The organism is Pseudomonas sp. GCEP-101, assembly GCF_025133575.1.
Classification (GTDB): domain Bacteria; phylum Pseudomonadota; class Gammaproteobacteria; order Pseudomonadales; family Pseudomonadaceae; genus Pseudomonas; species Pseudomonas nitroreducens_B.
On the sequence record NZ_CP104011.1, the window covers coordinates 5,704,551 to 5,723,051 of the forward strand.

Sequence of the window (18,501 nt, forward strand, 5' to 3'; positions counted from 1 at the left end):
TGTCTCCTTTCAATTGCCGTCGCCGATGGTCGTGCCACCGTCGACGATGAGGTTCTGTCCGCTGATGAACGCGCCGCCGGGGGCTGCCAGCAGCAGGGCCAGGGCTGCCACTTCCTCGGGTCGGCCGACCCGGCGCAGCGGCGTGAGGGCGAGGCGGCGCTGCATCACCTCGGGGTTGTCGGTCAGCGGGCGGGCGAAGTCGGTGTGGATCACGCCGGGGCTGATGGCGTTGACGCGGATGTTCGCCGGCCCCCACTCCACCGCCAGGTTGCGCGCCAGTTGCGCCAGGCCCGCCTTGGACAGCCCGTACAGGCCCAGGCCCTTGTTGCCGCGCACCCCGGCGATGCTGGCCATCAGCACGACGCTGCCGCCGCCGTGTTCGGCCATGGACGGCAGCAGCGCCGTGGTCAGCCACAGCGCACTGCGCAGGTTGACGGTGAAGGTCAGCTCCCAGTCGGCCTCGCTGGCCGTGCCCAGGGGCCCCATGTGCGGCGCCACCCCGGCGTTGCAGACCAGCGCATCGACGCGGCCCAGATGCGCCAGGGCTTGCCGAGCCATGGCCTGCACCGCCTGGCCATCACGCAGGTCCGCAGGCACGGCGACGGCATCGATACCCTCCTGCGCCAGCGCCTGCACGGTTCGCGCACAGTCCTCGGCGCTCTCGCTGCTGATCGCCAGGCGCGCGCCGGCGCGGCCGTATGCGCGGGCGATGGCCAGGCCGATGCCGCGGGTGGCGCCGGTGATCAGCGCGGTCTTGCCGGCCAGGGAAAACAGTTCGTTCATAGCGCCCCCGCCACCGATGCCGCGCGGCGACCGCGCAGCAGCACCAGGCACAGCGGCGCCAGCACCAGCTGGACCACCGCCACCCGCAACAGGGCATGGGGCAGTTGCTCGGCGACCCCGCCGGTGAGCGCCAGCACCAGCAACGGGCTGACGAACTCGCCGGCGAAGATCACCGCGGTGAAGCCGCCGGTGGCGCGCCCACGCTGCTCGAAACCGACCTGCTGCATCACCTGGGTGATCAGCGTCGGCAACAGCAGGCCGACGCCGACCCCGTTCAGCAGCACGGCGAGGACCACCGGCGCATGGCTGAGTGAGAGCGCCATCAGCGCGCCGCCCAGCCCCGCCGTGGCAAAGCCCAGCGCCAGCAGGCGGCGCGCCGGCAGGCTGGCGAGCAGGCGGAAGGTCAGCGCGCCGGCGAGCACGCCCAACTGGTTGGCGCCCATGGTCAGGCCGATCTGCTGCGGGCCATCGACGTGCAGCAATTGCAGCAGGTAGCCCGCCTGCACCGGCACGATGAACAGGCTGACGCCGGCCAGCACGGTGAGCAGGTACAACGGCGCCAGCGCGGCCCACGGGAATGCCCCAGCGCCCGGCGCCGCCTGCTCGACGCGGCGCACCTGCGGCTCCCACAGCAGCGCAGCCATCAGCGGCAGGCACAGCACGCCCACGGCGTAGAGCGTGAACGGCGTGCGCCAGCCGCTCTCCCCCAGCGCGCCGCCCACTCCCATGAACAAGGCCGCGGACAAGGAGGTGGCGACCATCTGCAGGGCGAACAGGCGCTCGCGGCGCTGGCCGTCGAAGTAGTCGCCCATCAGCGTGGTGCAGCAGGTCATGATCCCCGCCTCGGCCAGCCCGATGCCGGCGCGGCTGGCGACGATCAGCCCGAGGGAGTCCAGCCACAGCGGCAGCACCCCGCACAGGCTGTAGAGCAGCATGCTGGCCAGCAGCAGGGAGCGCCGGCCGACTCGGTCCGCCAGCACGCCGGCCAGCGGCGCGAGGAAGGCGATCACCAGCGCCGGCAGGGTCAGCGCCACCGGCACCAGCACGGCGGCGCCGGGGGTGTCGGCAAAATGTGCCTGCATGCGCGGCAACACCGGCGCGATGAGCACCGCGCCGAGCACCGGCAGGCAGCTGCCGAACAGCAGCAACAGGGCTTGTGCGCTGGAGGCTTGGCGTTCAGTGGTCATTGCGCACCTCCACCAGCAGGCAATGGGTGGCGCCGTACTGGATCAGGCCGGCGCGCAGTTCGCGCCACAGGGTCTTCAGGCAGGGCATGGAGTCGTCCTCTTGTTGTCGTTGTGCGGACTCAGCGAGCCTGGCCGCAGGCCAGGGGCGTGGCGGCGTGCTGCTGGCAGCAGTCGCGGTCGTGGTGGACTTCCTGCAGGTGGTGCGCCGCCACCGTCGGTTGCGCCTCCACGCGGGCCTGGCGCTGTGGCAATAGGAAATACGCCAGAGCCGGCAGCAGGATCAGCGCGCCGACCATGTTCCAGACGAACATGAAGGCCAGCAGCACGCCCATGTCGGCCTGGAACTTGATGGGCGAGAAGATCCAGGTGCCGACGCCGATGGCGAGGGTCACGCCGGTAAGCATCACCACCTTGCCGGTGAACAGCAGCGCGCGGTAATACGCGTCGGACAGGCTGGCGCCCTGGCGCAGCTGCGCCAGCACGATGCTCATGACGTACAGCGCGTAGTCCACGCCGATGCCCACGCCCAGGGCGATCACCGGCAGGGTCGCGACCTTCACGCCGATGCCCAGCGCCACCATCAGCGCCTCGCAGAGGATCGAGGTCAGCACCAGCGGCAGCACCGCGCAGAGCACCGCGCGCCAGGAGCGGAAGGTCACCAGGCAGAGCAGGATCACCGCGCCGTAGACCCACCAGAGCATGTCGCGGTTGGCCTGCTTGACCACCTGGTTGGTGGCCGCCTCGATGCCCGCGCTGCCGGCGGCGAGGAGGAAGGTCGCCTGTTCGCTGTCGTTGTCGCGGGCGAAGGCCTGCACGCTGTCCACGACCTGCGCGAGGGTGTCGGCCTTGTGGTCGGTGAGATAGGCGTAGAGCGTCAGCAGGCTGCAATCGTCGTTGTACAGGCCACGGGGCGCGTTGGCGGTGACCATGTTCAGGGTCGCCTGGTTGTTCACCAGCTCGTACCACTTCGGGCCGCCTTCGGAGAGGCCCACCAGCACGCGGCGGTTGAGCAGCGCCAGCGAGTTAGTCGAGTCCACGCCCGGCAGGCCGCGCAGTTGCCAGTCCAGGTCATCCACGCGCTTGAGGGTGTCGTAGGCCGAGCAGGCGCCGGGCGGGGTCTGCACCATCACCGCGAAGACGTCGCTGCTGGCGCCGTAGTGGGCGGTGACGAAGGCGTTGTCGCGGTTGTAGCGCGAATCCGAGCGCAGCTCGGGAGCGCCGGCATCGAGGTCGCCGACCTTCAGGTGCAGGCTCACCGCGTAGCCGCCAGCGGCCATCAGCGCGGCCACGGCAATGCAGGCGGCGGCCCAGCGGCGCCGGGTGAACAGGTCGAGGAAGCGCCACAGCGCATGCTTGTCCGCCCCGCTCGCCTCGGCCTCTTCGGCGCGCAGGCTGCGGCGCGCCGCGCGGGCGCTGACGCCCAGGTAGGAGAGCAGCACCGGCAGCAGGATCAGGTTGGTGAAAATCAGTACCGCGACGCCCAGGCTGGCAATCACCGCCAGGTCCTGGATCACCTGGATACGGATGATCATCAGCACGGCGAAACCCACGGCGTCGCACAGCAGCGCGGTGAGCCCGGCGAGGAACAGCCGGCGGAAGGTGAAGCGCGCCGCCACCAGGCGATGCATGCCGCGGCCGATGTCCTGCATGATACCGTTCATCTTCTGCGCGCCGTGGCTCATGCCGATGGCGAACACCAGGAACGGCACCAGCACCGAGTACGGGTCCAGCTCGTAGCCCAGCAGCGGCAGCAGGCCGAGCTGCCAGATCACCGCCACCAGCGAGCAGATCACCACCAGCGCGGTGCTGCGCACGCAGCGGGTGTACCAGTAGAGCACCACGGCTGTGATGGCGATGGCGGCGGCGAAGAACAGCAGGATCTGCTTCAGCCCGTCGATCAGGTCGCCCACCACCTTGGCGAAGCCGGTGATGTGGATCTCCACGCCCTGCCCCTGGAAGCGCGCGCGCAGGTTTTCCAGCTCCCGGGCGAAGGCGCTGTAGTCCAGCGCCTGGCCATCCGGGGTCTTCTCCAGCAGCGGCACGTAGACGATGCTCGAGCGCTGGTCGAAAGCCACCAACTGGCCAATCTCGTTGGAGCGCTCGACGTTGCGCTTGAGTTCTTCAAGTTTCGCGGCGCTGCCATCGTAGCCGTCGGGGATCACCGGGCCGCCTTCCAGGCCGTCCTCGGTCACGCCGGTCCAGCGGGTCGAGGGCGTCCACAGCGACTTCATCGCCGCACGGTCGACGCCGGGCAGCAGGTACACCGCGTCGTTGAGCTGCTGCAGGCTGTGCAGGTAGTCCTTGTCGTAAAGGCTGCCGCGCGGGTTGGCCACCGCGATGCGCACGGCGTTGCCCAGCCCGGCCAGCTCCTGGCGGTGCTCCAGATAATGGTGGATGAAGGGGTGCTCGCGCGGGATCGTCTTCTCGAAGCTGGCGTTGAGCGTCAGGCGGGTGGCCTGCCAGCCCAGCAGCAAGGTCGCCGCCAGGCACAGCAGCAGGACCAGCGCACGGTGGTTGAACAGCGCGCGTTCCAGCAGCGAGCCGGAGGTGCTGTCGAAGTCGTCGAGGCGGCCGCTGGACGGCGCAGGGGAAGTGGTGGCGTGCATGGCTCAGTCCGCGCGAGAAGGTTGGGAGGAAGGCGCCAGGCGGCGCGCACCGGCCATGCCGACGGCGACCAGGGCGCCATCGGCGGTAACGGTGGCGGCGGTCAGCGGCAGGCCGTCGGAGACCGGCAGCGGCTGCGCGGCGAAGTGCGACAGGTCGCTGCGCAGCAGCATCCCGGCCTGGTTGGCGAGCAGCAGGTGGTCGCCGGCCACGCGGATGCCGTTGACCGAAGCGGGAATCGGGTTGACCAGCGGCTGGAAGCTTTCGCCGGCATCGTCGGAGGCGTACAGGGTGCCGCGCAGGCCGCCCAGCAGCAGGCGCCCGCCGGGCAGCACGGCGGCGGCGAAGTAGCTGCCGTCGTAGGGACTCTGCAGGGCATCGAAGTGGGCGCCGTCATCGCGGGAGCGCAGCAGCAGGCCCTGCTCGCCGGCGACATACAGGTCGCTGCCGTGACGGGCCAGGGCATACAGGTGCAGGCCGCGCCGATTCGGCAGGCGCTCCATCGCGGATTGCCAGCTGCGCCCGCCGTCTGCCGTGCTCAGCGCCAGGCCGTAGGCGCCGACCACCAGGCCGTGGCGAGCATCGGCGAAGCTCAGGGCCAGCAGCGGCTTGTCGGCGCCATCAGCGACCAGGCGCTGTGCAGCGGCGATACGCGCGGTGTCGCCGGAGGCCCCGGCGGCCTGCTGTTCCAGGTCCGCGGCGCGCCGGCCGTCGAGTTGCAAGGCCCAATGCTCGCCGCCGTCCTCGCTGTGCAGCACCACGCCGGCGTGGCCGATGGCCCAGCCCTGTTGCGCATCGATGAACTGCACGGCGGTCAGGCCGACACTCACCGGCACCGCCGTGGCCTGTCGCCAGGTGGCGCCGTTGTCGTCGGAGAGCAGCACCACGCCACGCTCGCCCACCGCCACCAGGCGCTCGCCGGCGCGGGCCACATCCTGCAACACCGCGCGCAGGGCCTGCGGGCCGTGCACGGCGGGCTGCGCCAGGGTATCCGGGCCGTTACCGGCAAGGGCCGCCGGCACGGCGCAGCAGGCTGCCAACAGGCAGGCGGAGAGAGTCTTCTTCATCGCACGCAACCTTCTTTTTCTTGTCATCGCTACAACGGTTTCGCTACGGAGCTTCCCTGTAGGAGCGGGCCGTGCCCGCGAATCGCGAGCATGGCTCGCTCCTACAACAGCCATGCGCCTGAGCCGGGCCGGGGGGCCATGGCGCCGCGGCGGGTTCGCGAGCAAGCTCGCTCCTACAGCCTGCGTTTCGTCCTGTAGGAGCGGGCCACGCCCGCGAATCGCGAGCATGGCTCGCTCCTACAACAGCCATGCGCCGGAGCGGGCCGGGGACCGTGGCGCCGCGGCGGGTTCGCGAGCATGGCTCGCTCCTACAGGTGCCCCTCAGCGCACGCCCTCGCCCGCCATGGCGTCGGCGGTGAACACCGAGTCCTTGTAGGGCGGCACGATGCGGTACTGCTCGCTCTTGCCGGCGAACAGGTCGCCGGCGAACCAGGCCCCGGAGAGCAGGTCGTAGAAGCCGTTGGTGAGGGTCACCACGCCGGGCAGGTCGGGCAGTACCACCGGCGACGTCCAGACCACCTTGGCCAGCTGGTTGCGGGCGTCGTAGCGCTCGCCGAGCACGGCGGCCCAGGTGTCCTCGTCGAGGTAGTAGGTGCTCCTGGGCATGACATGGCGCTGGCCGTTCTTCAGGGTCGCTTCCACCACCCAGACGCGGTGCAGCTCCCAGCGGATGGCGTCGGACTTCAGGTGGTGCGCATCGAGCAGCGCCTCGCCGTTTTCGGCGGTGAAGACCTTGTTGACGTTGTAGGGGATGTACATCTCCTTCTTGCCCACCAGCTTCCAGTCGAAGCGGTCGACGCGGCCGTTGAACACGTACAGCTCGTCGAAGCTCATGACTCCGGCGGTGGCCGGCGTCGGGGTGTCGCAGCAGGCATTGGGCAGGCGACGCACGCGGCGCTGACCGGGCAGGTAGGTCCACACCGCGGCCTTCTCGGCGTTGAGGTTTTCCAGGCCGGTGATGGCTTCGCCGGCGCGCAGCGGCGGGCCGTCGTTGGTCATGCGGATCGACCAGAACACGCCCTTGTCGCCGGTGCCGCCCGGCAGGTACCAGGGCATCTGCAGGTCGGCGCGGGAGTCGTTGGTCAGCACGTGCTTGCCGTCCGCGGTGGTCAGGTACTGGTTGAAGCTGGCGTGCCAGGAAGCGCCGCGCCAGCGCAGCAGGTGGTTCCACATGGCTTCCACGCCATTGGCCGGAATCGGGAACGGAATGCCCCCGGCGGCGCCCTCGGGCATCGGCCCGGCGGGGCCGTCCACCAGCTTGCCGCTGGTGGCGTTGGCGAAGGTGGCGTCGTACACCGACTGCGGCGCGGCGGCGCTGCGGTGGGTCGGGTAGACCTGCAGGCGGTAGCTGTCGGGGTACTTCTTCAGCATCGCCTGGATGCCGGGTGCCAGCTTGTCGGCGTACTGCGCCATGTTCTGCGCGGTGATGGTCAACTGCGGCTTCTCGCTGGCGAAGGGGTCGCCGCGCTTGCCGCCGTCCTGGTAGGCCGGGTCGACCTGGGTGTAGCCGCCGGTCCAGGCCGGGATGCTGCCGTCGGCGTTGCCGGCGCGCTCGCCGCCCAGCGGGGTCAGCGTGGTCTTGAGCTTGCCCGCCTCCTCCGCGGACACCGCGCCGAAGGCGCCATGGGCAAACAGCAGGGAGGCACTCAGGGCGGTGAGCAGGGAAACGACTTTCTTGTTGTGTTTCATCGGGCAGTCCTCGGTCAGAAGGTGCGGCTGACGGTGAAGGCGATGAAGTCGCGGTCTTTCAGCGACTGTTCGTAGGTGTAGTGGTTGTCGGCGTCGAGGAAGGTGTTCTCCGGGCCGTAGTAATGCGTGTAGGTCAGGCCCAGGTTCCAGGTGTTGAGGTAGTTGCCCTTCAGGCCGATGTTCAGGTCGCCGCCGTGGTCGGTGCCAAAGCCGGTGCCCAGCGCTTCCGACGCGCCGTTGGTGTAGCTCGCGCCGATGGGCACCGAGAGGTCGAGGCCGGGGTAGATCTGCCGGTACATCGGTTCGAACACCAGGCGCAGGCTGGTGGCGTCGCGGTCGGCGTTGGGGTCCACGGCATCGGCGTTCTGGCTCACGCTCATCACGCGGTTCCAGGCGATCTCGCCGAGGAAGCTGGATTCGGCGGCGACGAGGTTCGGCTCCAGGCTCGCCAGCCAGGAGAAGTTGGCGTGCAGCGTGCGGCCGGTGGCGTAGACCGGGTCATCGTCGTTGTCGATCGCCTCGCCCGGCGCCAGCGCGTGCTGGCTGGTGGAGGCCAGCGGCTGGTTCCAGCGGGTGGACAGCTCGCCCGCCACGTTGAAGTTGCCCAGCGTGGTGGAGAAGCTCGCCCCCAGCGCCTCGATGCCCTCGGGATAGACCCAGTAGTACTCGCCGGCCTTGCCGGTGACCGGGTTGAGGTTGGCGAAGTCCGGGCGCACGTTGAGTTGCGGGCTCTTGTCGTGGAAGCGGATGGCGTAGACGCCCCAGTCCACCGTCTCGGTGCGCCAGCGCAGTTGCACGCCGCCCTGCCCCGAGTCCTTGGCCTCCTTGTCGTTGCCGCGGTAGAAGGCCAGCGGCTGGCCACCAGGCATCACCGGCGCGCCGACGAACATGCGCTCGCCGCCGTCGCCGAAGAAGTCGTCATTGGAGAAGTAGCTGCCGGCAGCCGGCAGGCGGTTGGCTTCCCACTCGAACTGGTAGTAGGCGCCCAGGGAGACGTCCGGGGTCAGCTGCAGCTGGCTGGAGACCTGCTGCACCGGGCGGATCAGTTCCTTGAACTGGGTGTTGGGCACCGACAGGCCCTTGACCACGTCGACCGGCGCCATGCCGCCGGCGATGCCGTTCATGCCGTAGAACAGGCTCTCGCCCCACTGCATGGCGTAGCGGCCCAGGCGCCCGGACACCGGCATCTCGCCGATCTCGGTCTTGCCGAAGACGAAGGCATCCAGCAACTCGCCCTTGCGCCCGTGCAGGGTGCGGGTGTCGTCGGTGAACTCGTCGTAGTCCACCGAGTAGCTGTTGGCGCGGCTGGGGTCGTTGTTGTCGGTGCCACGGTTGTAGACGTCGTCGTACCAGGCCGCGCCGCTGACCCGCGCACCGACGTTGCCGTAGGTGATGTCCAGCTCGGAGAGCAGGTCCAGGCGGTTGGAGATCAGGCCCTTGTCGAAGTTGCGGTCGCCATCGTCCAGGTTCAGCGCGGTCGAGCCTTCGGTGAGCTTGCTGCTGGGGTCCTGGGTGCGCCAGGCGGCGCTGTACTTCAGGGTGTTGTCCCAGCGCGCCCGCAGGTCGGGGTTGCCGGTGTCGAATTCGAAGGCCTGGGCGTGGCTGGCGGCCAGGGCGAACAGCGCCAGGGTGAGGGGCTTGAGCGGCGGCAGCGGCCGCGCGGTTGCACGCGTGCGAGTCAACATCGGGGTTTCCTCTTTCTTGTTCTTGTGCGTCGGTGTTGGCGGTGGTGAGCCGTGGCGCGCCGTCAAGGCAGGGCGCGCCGGGCACGGGATCAGATGGGGCGCGCGGTGACCTCCAGCATCTGCTTGACCAGGCCGATGCGGTCGAAGGTCGGGTCGCGCTGGATCTCCTTCTCGCCGGCCAGCAGGGACATCTCGCTGATGTATCTGCAGCGTTCGAAGCGGCGGCCCATGAAGCGCCGCAGCTGGTCGTCGAGATCGCCGCCGGCGGTCAGTTCCTCGGCCAGCACCACGGCATCCTCGATGGCCATGCCGGCGCCCTGCCCCAGGTGCGGCGTGGTGGCGTGGGCGGCATCGCCGATCAGCAGCACGCGGCCGCGGTACCAGGGTTCATCGACGAACACGGCTTCCAGCGGCTTGTAGACGACCTCGGCGCTGTCGCCGATCTGCCCGCGCAGCTCGCCGATCAGCCCGCCGAAACCGGCCAGGCGCTCGCGCAGGCCGTCAGCCAGGCTGGCCGGGTCCATCCAGGGGTTGCCCGGTTCGTGGGAGGTGGTGAAGAGGTACATCAGGTCATCGGCCAGCGGCACCAGCCCGGCGTTGCCGGCCGGCCCCTGGTAGTTGGCCAGGTGGTCGATGCCGGCGGCGCGCGGGAAGTTGTGGCGCCACACCGACTGGCCGGTGAAACGCGGCTGGTATTTATCGCCGAAGAGCAGGCCACGGACCCGCGAGAACAGGCCGTCGGCGCCGGCCACCAGCGCGTAGCGGCCCTGGCTGCCATCGCTGAAGAGCACGTCGACGCCGCTGGCGTCCTGCTCCAGGCTTTCCACCGAGGTGCCCAGGCGTACCTGGGTGCCCAGCTCGATGGCGGTTTCGCTCAGCACCTTGTGCAGGGCGCGGCGGGAGATGCCGACGTTGGCCGGATACTGCGGGCCGGCCAGGCGCTGGCCGGGAATGCGCGCCAGCTGTTCACCGTGGGTGGTGTAGATGGCGACGTCCTCGAAGGCGTAGGCGGCGTCCAGGTAGGCGTCGAGCAGGCCGAGGCGGTGCATCTCGCGCACCACGTTGCTCTGCTGGATGATGCCGACGCCGTAGACCGTCCACTGCGTCTTCAGCTCGACCAGGTCGACCGCGATTCCCTTGCGGCGCAGGGCGATGGCGGCGCACAGCCCACCAATCCCGCCGCCGACGATCAGCACGTTGCTCACAGTATTCATGGCATCTCTCACGTCTTGTTCTTGTTGTCCGCCCCGCGCTGCGCGGCGGCCGTTGTGTGTGCCCGTGGCACAGCTTCCCGGCGGTGCCGGGCTTTGACTAATCGAGTCCGCGGATGCGACCTATCGCGCGGCGCGATACCTCAGGCGTGCAGTTGCGCCAGCGGCAATAGCAGCCAGCCGTCCGCTTCGCGGTGTTGCAGCGCCGGCAGCACCTCGCCGCGGCAGGGGCCGTGCACGCAGGCGCCGTCCTCCGGCCGGAAGCGCGCGCCGTGGGCGTAGCAGATGACCCACTGGCCGTCGGCGCTGAGGAAGCGGTCCTTGCGGTACTCCAGCGGCACCGACAGGTGCGGGCAGCGGTTGCGGTACACGCGCACCCGCCCCTGGTGGCGGAGGGCGAACAGGCTGTCCGCGCCCCTGCCCTGCGGGTCGAAGCCGCGCGACTGCCCCTCGCCCAGCTCGTCGAGCCGGCACAGCGCCACGCACTCCACGGCTCAGCCCTGCTTGGGCGGCGGGCCGCTCGGCGCCCACTTCTCCCGCGAGGTGAAGAGGAACAGCTGCGAGTTGTCCGCCGACATCGGCGCCTGGCGCTCGGCCCAGGCGTCGTCGTGCTTGTCCATGTCGGCGTCGTACTCGATGTGGCAGCCCAGCGGGCTGTTGAAGTACCAGAACCAGTTGGAACCCAGCAGGTGGCGGCCGGGGCCCCAGAAGCTGGTCCAGCCCTTGTGCTGGAAGCGCGTGCCGGCCAGCAGTACCTCGGTGCCGCTGCCCAGGTGGAAGGTGAAGTGCTCGCAGCCCTGCATGTGCGGCGGGGTCTGGATCATGAACAGGCAGTGGTGGTCGTCCATGCCGGCGCTGCGCATGAAGGGCCCGACGCCGACGAAGCGGTCGGTGGTGACGAAGCCCAGGCGGTCGCGGTAGAAGGCCTCGCCCTTGGCGGCGTCGGGCACGAAGTACACGACGTGGGACAGGGTGCGCGGCAGCGCCGGCATGTCCGGTGTGATGCCCAGCTGGTTGAGCGGGCGCTGCGGCGCGCTGCCGGGGGCGTTGGTGAGGTCGGCCGGGGCCTCGAAGGCGCGGCGCCAGGAGACCTGGAAGGCAATGGCGAAGCCCAGGTCATCGACAGTGTGCAGCGTGCCGTTGTCGTCGCGATGCACCGCGCGGTCGCGTCCCAGTTCGTCGGCGATGGCTTCCAGGTCCGCGGTCGAGGCCACGCCGTAGACGGTCTCGCGCAGCGACGGGGTCGGCCCGAGCGGCGGCGGCAGGCTCGGGTCGTCGCCACGGCGGATGACGATGGCGGTGCCGTCCAGGGCCTCGAAGCGGCCGCCGTCGGCGTCCAGTTGGGCGGCCGTGAGGCCGTAGTCACGCAGGCAATCGGCACAGGCCTGGATATCGTCGACGCCGAACACCAGCGCGTCGAGTCCAAGAATGTTCATGGCTACCACTCCATTGAAATTATGATTCGGCGCCAGGCAGGGGGTCGCCGGTGGTGGGTCGCCGCGGCTCGTCGGCCGCTCGACTGGAGCGCAGGTTGAGGGCACGCCCGGCGCGCTGACCAATCGCATGTGGGGATGCGAGGCATCGGCAATCGCGATACCTGCCCGGCGGCCCATGACGCGGGGCGTTAGCCGCACAGCGGCGGCGAAGTGGTATTGACGTAGCGGGAATGCAGCGGGAAGGTATCGCGAAAATAACTACAAGAACCGTGAGCCATCGCCATGCGTTTTCACCACCTGGACCTGAACCTGCTGGTGGCGCTGGATGTGCTGCTCGAAGAGCAGAACATCACCCGTGCCGCCGAACGCCTGCACATGACCCAGTCGGCCACCAGCGGCGTGCTGGGGCGCCTGCGCACCTTCTTCGAGGACGAACTGCTGGTGCAGGTCGGGCGCAAGATGCAGCCCACGCCCTACGCCCTGGAACTGGCCACCCCGGTGCGCGAAGTGCTGCTGACGATCCGCTCCTCGATCACCGCCAAGCCGGTGTTCGACCCATCCACCAGCAAGCGCCACTTCCGCCTGGTGACCTCGGACTACCTGATCAGCGTGCTGTTCGCCCAGGTCATCCAGAAGATCCACCAGGAGGCGCCCCACATCACCTTCGAGATGGTCAGCCCCGGCGACAACAGCGCCGAGCTGCTGATGCGCGGCGAGGTGGACATGATGATCGTGCCCGAGCGCTACATCATCGACGGCCATCCGGCGCAGCTGCTGTTCGAGGAGGACCACGTCTGCGTGGTCTGGCGCGACAACCCGGCGGTGGGCGACGCCCTGACCCTGGAGCAGTACATGCAGATGGGCCACATCTCGGTGGGCTTCGGGCGCAACCGGCACCTGAGCATCGAGGACTGGTTCATGAGCCAGTACGGCTTCAACCGCCGCCTGGAAGTGATCACCAACGACTTCAACACCCTGCCGCAACTGCTGGTGGGCACCCAGCGCGTGGCCACCATGCACCGCCGCCTCGCCGAGCTGTACGCCCACTACCTGCCGCTGCGCATCCTGCCGCCGCCGGTGAAGATCCCGGTGATGCGCGAGTTCATGCTCTGGCACCGCAGCATGGAGGGCGACCCGATGCACCGCTGGCTGCGCGAGCGCATCCGCGCCTTCATCCAGAGCGTCGACCAGCAGCCGGACACCCTGCGCGCCTCCGCCTGAGCCGGCCATCGCCCCGGCCGCCGCAACGGCGCCGGGGCATCGCGTTTCACGATACCTCGCATCCCCACTCGCGATTGGCCGCGCCCCGCCCGGCCTGCGTACCTTCCCTGCGAACCGCGCCCTGCGTGCCTGCCGCTGTTTCCGGGCGCCGGCCTCAACGACCGCAGAAGGACAAGAAGAATGTTCCGTTACTTCCCCACCAATTACGTCTGGAATCTCTCGGTGGACCTAGCCATCGAGATGGGCGCCCGCCTGGGCGAGATCGAGGAAATGTGCGCCCCGCTGCAGGAGGCCGCCCAGCAGCCCGATGCCGCCGGCACCCGGGCCTTCCGCGAGACCTGGGCGACAATGGCCGACAAGCTCTGCGGCCTCGCCGAGGAAGACGAAGCCGCCGGCCGCCGCCTTTCCGCTGGCGAGAAGTACAACCGCGCCGCCACCTACTACCTCACCTGCGAACGCCTGCAGGCCCACGGCGCGCCGGGCCGCGAGGCGCTGTACCGGCGCTTCCTCGAGACCTTCGCCCGTGGCATCGACCTGGCGAAGGAAAACTGCGAGCGGGTGGAAATCCCCTACGAGGGCAAGCACCTCTCCGGCCTGCTGGTGCGCGCCGAGTGCGTCGACGGCCCGGCGCCGCTGCTGGTGCAGGTCAACGGCCTGGACTCGACCAAGGAGATGAAATACCGCGTCGGCCTGCCGGCCTGGCTGGCCAGGCGCGGCGTGTCCTCGCTGATCATCGACCAGCCCGGCACCGGCGAGGCGCTGCGCCTGCACGGCCTGACCGCGCGCTACGACAGCGAGCACTGGGCCAGCCGCGTGGTGGACTGGCTGGAGACCCGCGTGGACGTCGACCCCAAGCGCATCGGCCTGGAAGGCGTGTCCCTCGGCGGCTACTACTGCCCGCGCGCGGTGGCCTTCGAGCCACGCTTCGCCTGCGGTGTGGTATGGGGCGCCAACCACGACTGGCGCGACGTGCAGAAGCGCCGCCTGGAGAAGGAAGGCAACTTCCCGGTGCCGCACTACTGGGCGCACGTGCAGTGGGTCTGGGGGGCGAAGGACATGGACGAGTTCATGGCGATCGCCGAGAACGTGCACCTGGATGGCGTGCTGGACCGCATCCGCGTGCCCTTCCTGGTCACCCACGGCGAGAAGGACTCGCAGATCCCGCTCAAATGGGCGCACCGCACCTACGAACAGCTGGTGAACAGCCCCAGGCGCGAGCTGAAGATCTTCACCGAACGCGAGGGCGGCGTGCAGCATTCGAGCTTCGACAACAGCATCAACGCCGGCCACTACATCGCCGACTGGGTCGCCGAAACCCTGGGCGGCCGTACCGCCTGACATCCCTTGCGCCGCTGCCAGCGGCGCTGCTCCCGCGGGGTGTCGGCCCCGCCCTCCCACGGCGCCCACCGGCGCCGTTTTCTTGCTGCTCGCTCCCCTGCAGGAGCGCCCCATGGGCGCGATCGCGGGCATGGCCCGCTCCTACAGTTGGCGCCGACGCTGCCCTGTAGGAGCTGGCCACGCCTGCGACGGCCCTGGCACCGAACCATCACGGACGCAGCCCGCCTTCGCCCCACGCCACCCAGGCCATGGGCGTAGGAGCGGACTCCGTCCGCGATGGCTGACCGGCAGAAGCGGCGCCAGGCGAGGCATTCGAGCGCGCGGACCCTGTCCGCGGATCGCGGGCATGGCCCGCTCCTACAATTGGCGCCGACGCTGCCCTGTAGGAGCTGGCCACGCCTGCGACGGCCCTGGCACCGAACCATCGCAGACGCAGCCCGCCTTCGCCCCACGCCACCCAGGCCATAGGCTTAGGAGCGGACTCCGTCCGCGATGGCTGACCGGCAGAAGCGGCGCCAGGCAAGGCATTCGAGCGCTTCCGGGCGCGGAGGATGTCCGCGGATCGCGGGCATGGCCCGCTCCTGCAGTTGGCGCCGACGCTGCCCTGTAGGAGCTGGCCACGCCTGCGACGGCCCTGGAACCGAACCATCGCAGACGCAGCCCGCCTTCGCCCCACGCCACCCAGGCCATAGGCGTAGGAGCGGACTCCGTCCGCGATGGCTGACCGGCAGAAGCAGCGCCAGGCAAGGCATTCGAGCGCTTCCGGGCGCGGACGATGTCCGCGGATCGCGGGCATGGCCCGCTCCTGCAGATTCAGGTCGGGTCAGGCAGGTGCGCGGGTGCCGTGGAACGACGCGATGCGCCAGCCCTTCTCGCCGTTCACCCACAGCTGCGTTGCAAAGCCCTCGGCACGCACCGGCTCGCCGCCGCCGCGCTTCTGCAGCAGGTTGCATTGCGGCCCGCTCATCAGCGCCAGGCCTTCGCCGAACAGGCGCACCCTCAGTTCGCCGCGCTCCACCGCCAGGTAGCGCACGGCAGCACGGGCATAATCGAGATACTGCGCCTTGTCCTGCACAAGGCCGGTGGTGTGCACGTAGAGCAGATCGTCAGCGAACAGCTCATCCAGCCGCGCATGATCCTCCTCGACCAGCGCACGCTGGCGTTCGGCTTCCAGGTTCAGCAAAAGATCACGAATGTCGTTCATGGGGGCTTTCCTTGGTGGTTGTGAGGCCTCAGTGGTTGTTGGGCCTTGGTGGTTGTTGAGCGGGCGCATCCTCGCCTCACCCACGGCCGGGGAAAAATCGCCGATCGCCATGCCAGGCATCGCCACTCCCGATACCCCCCGGCGCCGTCGGACCGGCACCGGCAACGCCACGCACCGCGCGGCGTCCCCGCCTATCGACAGCATCGATGCCTGCCCATCGACAACATCTGATGGTCCCCGCCGCCGCGCCACCCTAGCCTGCCGGCAAACAACAAGACGAGGAGAGTCCGTCCATGGGCGCCCTGCACCTGCACTGCTCCACCCTGTTCGATGGCACCGGCCTGGAAACGCGCCAGCGGCAGACGCTGATCATCGACAATGGCCTGATCCGCCATGTCGGCCCGACGAGCGAGGCGCCGCGTCCGGCCGCGGGCGATCGCGAAGTCCACGGCGACTTCGTCATGCCCGGCCTGGTGGACGTGCACACCCACCTGGCCTTCGGCAACGCCCAGAGCGAGGAAGACATCGATATCTGGACCAGCGACGAATTCCGCGCCCTGCGCGGGCTGTTCTTCGCCCAGCACGTGCTGGCCGCCGGCGTCACCTCCATGGTCTGCCCCGGCGACAGCGGCCAGCTCAGCATCGCGGTGCGCAACACGGTCAACGCCGGGCTCTTCGAAGGCCCGCGCATCGCCGCCAGCAGCCGTGTGATCACCAACCGGCAGAGCCTCAACGACTGGTTTCCCAGCCGCGTGGGCGCGCCGGAATTCTTCACCGCCGCGCTGGTCACCAGCCGCACCGAGGCCATCGCCGAGATCCGCAAGCAGGCCAAGGACGGCGTCGACCTGATCAAGATCGCCATGGACGGCACCCACCGCCGGCCCGATGGCGAGATCATCGCCGCCTTCACCGCCGAGGAGACCCGCGAGATGGTCGAGGAAGCCCACCGCCTGGGTTGCCGCGTGGCCACCCATGCCTATGGCCGCGAGGCGGTGATGTACGCGGCCCGGGCGGGCGTCGACCTGGTCTTCCACGCCTTCTACATGGACGACGCCTGCATCGAGGCGCTGCTCGACGCCGGCAGCGTGCTCGCGCCGACCATGACCTTCCCGCAGAACACCGTGGACTTCTGCCAGCCCCACGACCCGGCCATCAGCACCGGCTACGCCGGATACTGCGCGCGCACGCTGGAGCTGGGCACGCCGGTGCTCAAGCGCGCCAAGGCCGCCGGCATCCCCTTCGCCTGCGGCAGCGACAGCGGCTTCGCGGTAACGCCCTACGGCGAATGGCACGCCCGCGAGCTGGAGCTGCTGGTTCGGCGACTGGACTTCACGCCCGCCGAGGCCCTCTACGCCGCCACCAACGTCGGCGCGCGGCTGATGCCCCGCGGCGACACCCTGGGCACGCTGGCGCCGGGCAAGCAGGCCGACCTGCTGATCCTCGACGGCTCGCCGCTGGAGGACATCCGTATCCTCCAGGACCGCAGCCGCCTGCAGGCGGTGTACAAGGCCGGCGAGCCGGTGCGCCTGCAACGCACCGCGTACAACCCCAAGCAGGTGTCGGACTTCAACTCGCTGAAGTGGACCGACCTTTACACCCGCGAGCGCGTCGCCCAGTTGGGCAAATGGAGCCAGTGAGCATGAACCCACTCGATTTCGAACGGGCCGCGCACCTCGCCGCCGCCACCCTGCGCCACGCCCGCACCCTGGGCATGCGACCGCTGGCCGCCGCCGTGCTGGATGTTGCCGGCCACCCGCTGGCGGTGCTGCGGGACGAACAGGCCAGCTTCCTGCGCCCGCAGATCGCCACCGGCAAGGCCCGCGGCTGCCTGGGCATGGGGTTCGGCGGCCGCGAACTGGCGCGCCGCGCCCAGGCCATGCCGGCGTTCTTCGATGCGATCAACAGCCTCACCGCCGGCGAGGTGATCCCGGTGGCCGGCGGCATTCTCCTGCGTGACGAGGACGGTCGGCTGCTGGGCGCCATCGGCGTCAGCGGCGACACCTCGGACAACGACGAACGCTGCGCACTGCTGGCCATCGCGGAACTCGGCCTGCATGGCGAGACGGGCGACCCTCAATCCTGATCGGGCAGCGCGCCCTGATCGAGCAGCGCGGCCTGCGCCGCCAGCACCTGGCGGAGCCAGGCCAGCGCCGGGTCGAAAGCCTGTTGCGGATGCCATTGCAGCACCTGCGACGCGGCAGGAAATTCGAGCGGCGCCGGCACCACCCGCAGCGGATAGCGCCGCGCCAGCGCCTCGGCCTGGCGGCGGAACAGCGTGGCGATGCGCGGCGTGCCGACGATGAACTCGGCCATCAGGGAAAAGCTCTGCACCGCCACCGCCACCCGCCGTTCGATGCCGATCTCGCGCAGGTGCTGGGTATCCAGGGACAGGTTCTGGCCGTCGGTGAACTCGCGCACCACGTGCTCGGCCGCGCAATAGGCATCGAGGCTGAGCGATGCCGGGTGCGCAGGGTGAGCCGCGCAGACGAGGCAGCACAGCTCGTCGTCGAGCAGGGCTTCATGGGGGTAGCGCGGGTTGATTCGCCGTTGCGGGACGATCACCAGGTCGCTGCGCCGATACTCCAGCGCCTCGGCCACCACATCGCCGTCGCGCGGCAGCGGCAGGTCGCGCAGCACCAGCGAGGCCATGGGCGCTCGTCGCGCCAGCTCGCGGCTGACCGCGGGCAACAGGGTCGCCGCGACATAGTCCGACGCCACCAGGGTGAAGCGCCGGTCGCAGCGGGCCGGGTCGAAGTCGGCGGACGTCTCCACCACCTCCCCCGCCAGGTTCAGCACCTCGCGCACCTTGGGCGCCAACTGGCGCGCCAGCGCGGTCAGCTCAAGGCCTCGGCCCAGCGGCACCAGCAACGGGTCCTGGAAATGCTCGCGCAGCCGGCCCAGCGCGGCGCTGGTGGCCGACTGGCCGAGATTGAGGCGCTGCGCCGCCCGGCTGACGCTGCCCTCGTCGAGCAGCACATCCAGGGCGACCAGCAGGTTGAGGTCCAGACGTCGATAGCGCATGGGCGACTTATACCCAAGCGCTGCGCTCGCGATGAGCGTATTTCGCGCTGCCAGG

15 protein-coding genes are annotated in these 18,501 nt (G+C 69.7%); 4 read left to right on the forward strand and 11 right to left on the reverse strand.

Features of this window, described 5'->3' with window-relative positions:
- Positions 1-9: 9 nt before the first annotated feature.
- The 9 genes from N0B71_RS25695 to N0B71_RS25735 form a co-directional block, all read right to left on the reverse strand.
- On the reverse strand, positions 10-783 hold the full coding sequence (locus N0B71_RS25695) for an SDR family NAD(P)-dependent oxidoreductase (RefSeq protein ID WP_259755783.1): 774 nt from the start codon (positions 781-783) through the stop codon (positions 10-12).
- On the reverse strand, positions 780-1,970 hold the full coding sequence (locus tag N0B71_RS25700) for an MFS transporter (RefSeq protein WP_259755784.1): 1,191 nt from the start codon (positions 1,968-1,970) through the stop codon (positions 780-782). Before N0B71_RS25700 ends, N0B71_RS25695 begins: the two co-directional genes overlap by 4 nt.
- Positions 1,971-2,089: 119 nt before the next feature.
- Entirely contained in the window at positions 2,090-4,576 is a 2,487-nt protein-coding gene (locus N0B71_RS25705; RefSeq protein ID WP_259755785.1) for an efflux RND transporter permease subunit, read from the reverse strand.
- 3 nt (positions 4,577-4,579) lie between these two features.
- Positions 4,580-5,641 carry a WD40/YVTN/BNR-like repeat-containing protein gene (locus N0B71_RS25710; protein WP_259755787.1) on the reverse strand — a complete coding sequence of 354 codons (1,062 nt, stop codon included), beginning with the start codon at positions 5,639-5,641 and terminating at the stop codon, positions 4,580-4,582.
- A gap of 321 nt (positions 5,642-5,962) precedes the next feature.
- Entirely contained in the window at positions 5,963-7,330 is a 1,368-nt protein-coding gene (locus tag N0B71_RS25715; RefSeq protein WP_259755788.1) for a DUF1329 domain-containing protein, read from the reverse strand.
- A gap of 14 nt (positions 7,331-7,344) precedes the next feature.
- Positions 7,345-9,015 carry a DUF1302 domain-containing protein gene (locus N0B71_RS25720; protein ID WP_259755789.1) on the reverse strand — a complete coding sequence of 557 codons (1,671 nt, stop codon included), beginning with the start codon at positions 9,013-9,015 and terminating at the stop codon, positions 7,345-7,347.
- A gap of 89 nt (positions 9,016-9,104) precedes the next feature.
- Complete coding sequence (locus N0B71_RS25725) at positions 9,105-10,229, reverse strand: FAD-dependent oxidoreductase (protein ID WP_259755790.1); 1,125 nt, start codon at positions 10,227-10,229, stop codon at positions 9,105-9,107.
- Between the two features lie 140 nt (positions 10,230-10,369).
- Positions 10,370-10,717, reverse strand: coding sequence for a Rieske (2Fe-2S) protein (locus N0B71_RS25730; protein WP_259755791.1), 348 nt, complete (start codon positions 10,715-10,717; stop codon positions 10,370-10,372).
- A gap of 3 nt (positions 10,718-10,720) precedes the next feature.
- Positions 10,721-11,662, reverse strand: a complete 942-nt coding sequence (locus tag N0B71_RS25735; RefSeq protein ID WP_259755793.1) for a VOC family protein — start codon at positions 11,660-11,662, stop codon at positions 10,721-10,723.
- 282 nt (positions 11,663-11,944) lie between these two features.
- Between N0B71_RS25735 and N0B71_RS25740 the strand changes: the two genes are divergently transcribed.
- Positions 11,945-12,883 (forward strand): LysR family transcriptional regulator, encoded by a 939-nt coding sequence (locus N0B71_RS25740; protein WP_259755794.1) that lies wholly within the window; start codon positions 11,945-11,947, stop codon positions 12,881-12,883.
- Positions 12,884-13,063: 180 nt separating this feature from the next.
- A complete protein-coding gene (locus tag N0B71_RS25745) occupies positions 13,064-14,221 on the forward strand; it encodes an alpha/beta hydrolase family protein (protein ID WP_259755796.1) in 1,158 nt (385 codons plus the stop codon).
- Between the two features lie 823 nt (positions 14,222-15,044).
- Here the strand turns inward: N0B71_RS25745 and N0B71_RS25750 are convergent.
- Positions 15,045-15,425, reverse strand: a complete 381-nt coding sequence (locus N0B71_RS25750) for a nuclear transport factor 2 family protein (protein ID WP_259755797.1) — start codon at positions 15,423-15,425, stop codon at positions 15,045-15,047.
- A gap of 293 nt (positions 15,426-15,718) precedes the next feature.
- On the opposite strand from N0B71_RS25750, the gene N0B71_RS25755 reads away from it, so the two are divergent.
- The gene (locus N0B71_RS25755) at positions 15,719-17,062 is read left to right on the forward strand and encodes a metal-dependent hydrolase family protein (protein ID WP_259755798.1); all 1,344 of its coding nucleotides are present in this window, start codon (positions 15,719-15,721) and stop codon (positions 17,060-17,062) included.
- 2 nt (positions 17,063-17,064) lie between these two features.
- A complete protein-coding gene (locus N0B71_RS25760) occupies positions 17,065-17,508 on the forward strand; it encodes a GlcG/HbpS family heme-binding protein (protein ID WP_259755799.1) in 444 nt (147 codons plus the stop codon).
- On the opposite strand, the gene N0B71_RS25765 is transcribed toward N0B71_RS25760, so the two are convergent.
- Positions 17,499-18,446 carry a LysR family transcriptional regulator gene (locus N0B71_RS25765; protein ID WP_259755800.1) on the reverse strand — a complete coding sequence of 316 codons (948 nt, stop codon included), beginning with the start codon at positions 18,444-18,446 and terminating at the stop codon, positions 17,499-17,501. The genes N0B71_RS25760 and N0B71_RS25765 overlap by 10 nt on opposite strands.
- Positions 18,447-18,501: the final 55 nt, after the last annotated feature.

Bases quoted from the DNA above. Each gene is read 5' to 3' on its own strand.
- N0B71_RS25695 (WP_259755783.1), bottom strand. From the start codon at position 783: ATGAACGAACTGTTTTCCCTGGCCGGCAAGACCGCGCTGATCACCGGC.
- N0B71_RS25700 (WP_259755784.1), bottom strand. From the start codon at position 1,970: ATGACCACTGAACGCCAAGCCTCCAGCGCACAAGCCCTGTTGCTGCTG.
- N0B71_RS25705 (WP_259755785.1), bottom strand. From the start codon at position 4,576: ATGCACGCCACCACTTCCCCTGCGCCGTCCAGCGGCCGCCTCGACGAC.
- N0B71_RS25710 (WP_259755787.1), bottom strand. From the start codon at position 5,641: ATGAAGAAGACTCTCTCCGCCTGCCTGTTGGCAGCCTGCTGCGCCGTG.
- N0B71_RS25715 (WP_259755788.1), bottom strand. From the start codon at position 7,330: ATGAAACACAACAAGAAAGTCGTTTCCCTGCTCACCGCCCTGAGTGCC.
- N0B71_RS25720 (WP_259755789.1), bottom strand. From the start codon at position 9,015: ATGTTGACTCGCACGCGTGCAACCGCGCGGCCGCTGCCGCCGCTCAAG.
- N0B71_RS25725 (WP_259755790.1), bottom strand. From the start codon at position 10,229: ATGAATACTGTGAGCAACGTGCTGATCGTCGGCGGCGGGATTGGTGGG.
- N0B71_RS25735 (WP_259755793.1), bottom strand. From the start codon at position 11,662: ATGAACATTCTTGGACTCGACGCGCTGGTGTTCGGCGTCGACGATATC.
- N0B71_RS25740 (WP_259755794.1), top strand. From the start codon at position 11,945: ATGCGTTTTCACCACCTGGACCTGAACCTGCTGGTGGCGCTGGATGTG.
- N0B71_RS25745 (WP_259755796.1), top strand. From the start codon at position 13,064: ATGTTCCGTTACTTCCCCACCAATTACGTCTGGAATCTCTCGGTGGAC.
- N0B71_RS25750 (WP_259755797.1), bottom strand. From the start codon at position 15,425: ATGAACGACATTCGTGATCTTTTGCTGAACCTGGAAGCCGAACGCCAG.
- N0B71_RS25755 (WP_259755798.1), top strand. From the start codon at position 15,719: ATGGGCGCCCTGCACCTGCACTGCTCCACCCTGTTCGATGGCACCGGC.
- N0B71_RS25760 (WP_259755799.1), top strand. From the start codon at position 17,065: ATGAACCCACTCGATTTCGAACGGGCCGCGCACCTCGCCGCCGCCACC.
- N0B71_RS25765 (WP_259755800.1), bottom strand. From the start codon at position 18,446: ATGCGCTATCGACGTCTGGACCTCAACCTGCTGGTCGCCCTGGATGTG.